At 42.9% G+C, this 1,952-nt stretch carries 3 protein-coding genes and 1 pseudogene; all 4 read left to right on the forward strand.

Annotation, left to right across the window (positions count from 1 at the left end; translation table 11 throughout):
• A pseudogene (locus ACFIQE_RS09900) lies at nt 1–627 on the forward strand (hypothetical protein); the annotation flags it as partial.
• A 9-nt stretch (nt 628–636) separates the two neighbouring features.
• Nucleotides 637–966 (forward strand): hypothetical protein, encoded by a 330-nt coding sequence (locus ACFIQE_RS09905; RefSeq protein WP_375662164.1) that lies wholly within the window; start codon nt 637–639, stop codon nt 964–966.
• Nucleotides 967–1,029: 63 nt separating this feature from the next.
• A complete protein-coding gene (locus ACFIQE_RS09910; protein ID WP_375612676.1) occupies nt 1,030–1,692 on the forward strand; it encodes a lysozyme in 663 nt (220 codons plus the stop codon).
• Nucleotides 1,689–1,916 carry a hypothetical protein gene (locus ACFIQE_RS09915; RefSeq protein WP_375707653.1) on the forward strand — a complete coding sequence of 76 codons (228 nt, stop codon included), beginning with the start codon at nt 1,689–1,691 and terminating at the stop codon, nt 1,914–1,916. The genes ACFIQE_RS09910 and ACFIQE_RS09915 overlap by 4 nt, the downstream gene beginning before the upstream one ends.
• Nucleotides 1,917–1,952 lie beyond the last annotated feature (36 nt).

Consider the following 1,952-nt stretch of genomic DNA (forward strand, 5'->3'; position numbering starts at 1 on the left):
TGTGCGGATGTTGGTACGATTTCCGGTCATCCATTGTCTGGTTATAGAGCAGGGGATATTTTACCCAATTCAGTTTGGTGTCTCAATCACCGTCCGCATAGTTCACCAGAAGGTATGGTTTATGACCCCTCTACAGATCTTTGGGTTGATATTTATCTTCAATCAGGGACGGGTGAAAATACGAAATCAATGTATCGTACCAATATAACAACAAACCGTAATTATACCGAACATGTAACAGATATGGCGCGTGTTAAAAAATCTTTACTGAGTGATGAAGCGTTTGCTTCTGCTATGTATGGAAGCAATGAAAAGACACATATTGTTGGCAAGAAAGAACCAACCTCTAAGGTTTCAGGTGGATATAAGGATACGGCGAATCGTCGAATGATCTCGCATATCGGTTGTGAGGATGGTTGCGGTTATGTTTGGCAATTTTTATCGGGCACGTTTCCTATACCCATAAGCCGTACGCAAAATACGTTTGAAATGAGAGCATTTTTAGGGGGTGGTAGCTGGAGTAATACAACGGATAATGGGCGTTTTACTCGAGCCACCATGATCGTCAATGGTGGAAATGAACAAGTTGCGGCGCGTGGATGTAGCCATACGCGTCATTTTGTTTAGGAGGGAGAGATGATAGAATATCCAGAACATTTAAATAGCAAAGAAGATTATCTGAACATGCTTTCTTTTGACAAAGTTGAAACAGTAAGAAGGCTAGGGAATCTTTTAGCAACACGTTTTTATTGGGTTTTTGTTAAAGAGCTTGGAGAGGGAGAAGAGGGGATTGAAGATGACACGCATAAGGTTTGTCTAACAACAACCATGCCGTTTGATTTAAATGGTGATTTTGTAGAAAAGCGTTGTCAGTATGAATTACAGGAAAGCGACTATGCGCCGCTCTTTCAACTTGGCTTTCGTGTTGAAGAAGTCGAGCAGCTGATCAAAGAGCATAGCCAATAGAGATCATAAGAAAACATTTTTATGCCGCCTCACTTTTGTGGGGCTTTTTTTATGGAGCGTCAGATGAGAAAGATATCGAAAGAAGGATTAGAGCTTATCAAACAATGGGAAGGTTTGCGTTTAGAGGCATATAGAGATACGGCATGTGTCTGGACGATTGGTTATGGTCACACCAGCAATGCGGGTCACCCCCTTGTCAAAAAAGGCATGTGTATTAGCCAAAAGCAAGCAGAAGAAATCCTTTGTGAAGACTTAAAGCAATTTGAGCAGACGGTAGAGGAATCGGTGACGGTTTCGTTAACGGATTGCCAATTCGCGGCATTGGTCTCATTTTGCTATAATGTAGGAACAGCTGCTTTTCGCAAGTCAACCTTATTGAAGAAGCTTAATCAAGGGGATTATGAAGCCGTACCCTTAGAATTACAGAAATGGAATAAGGTCGGTGGGAAGCCTCTTGCGGGTTTAGCCAACCGTCGAGCAGCAGAAGCGGGATTATGGGTAAAAGGGGCTTATGTTTCTTCGAATTATCAAAGGGTAGAAACGAAAACAGCAAGCGGTCTTTTAAAGATAGAAGCACTTGCCCCGATTATAGGGTCTTGTTCGGGGTTTGGAGGCTTGTTGGTTGGCAATGGTCCGGTGCAATGGGCTTTAGCAGGTATCATGGTTTTAGCGGCTGTAACGGGCATAGTGATTGTCGCCAAGCGGTTTGGGGAGCAACGCTTATGATTTTTTGGCTAAAGAAATATTCTCTTATGTTTACAGCGGCTTTAGCCGTTTTTTTTATGGCTTTAGCCAAGGCGTTTCACCTTGGCAAGCAAAGCGAACGGCAAAAGCAAACAGAGAATGCTTTAAAGACAGCAACAACCCGTCTTGAGGTAGAAAATGAAGTTAATCGAAAAAGTGATGCTGGTGTGCGCTCTGAACTTTCTCGTTGGGTGCGCGGCAAATAGGTCTGTTTCTTGTGGTGGCTGGTTGCCCATTTATTT

Source organism: Bartonella sp. AA1HLJMS, from assembly GCF_042197445.1.
Taxonomy (GTDB): Bacteria; Pseudomonadota; Alphaproteobacteria; order Rhizobiales; family Rhizobiaceae; genus Bartonella.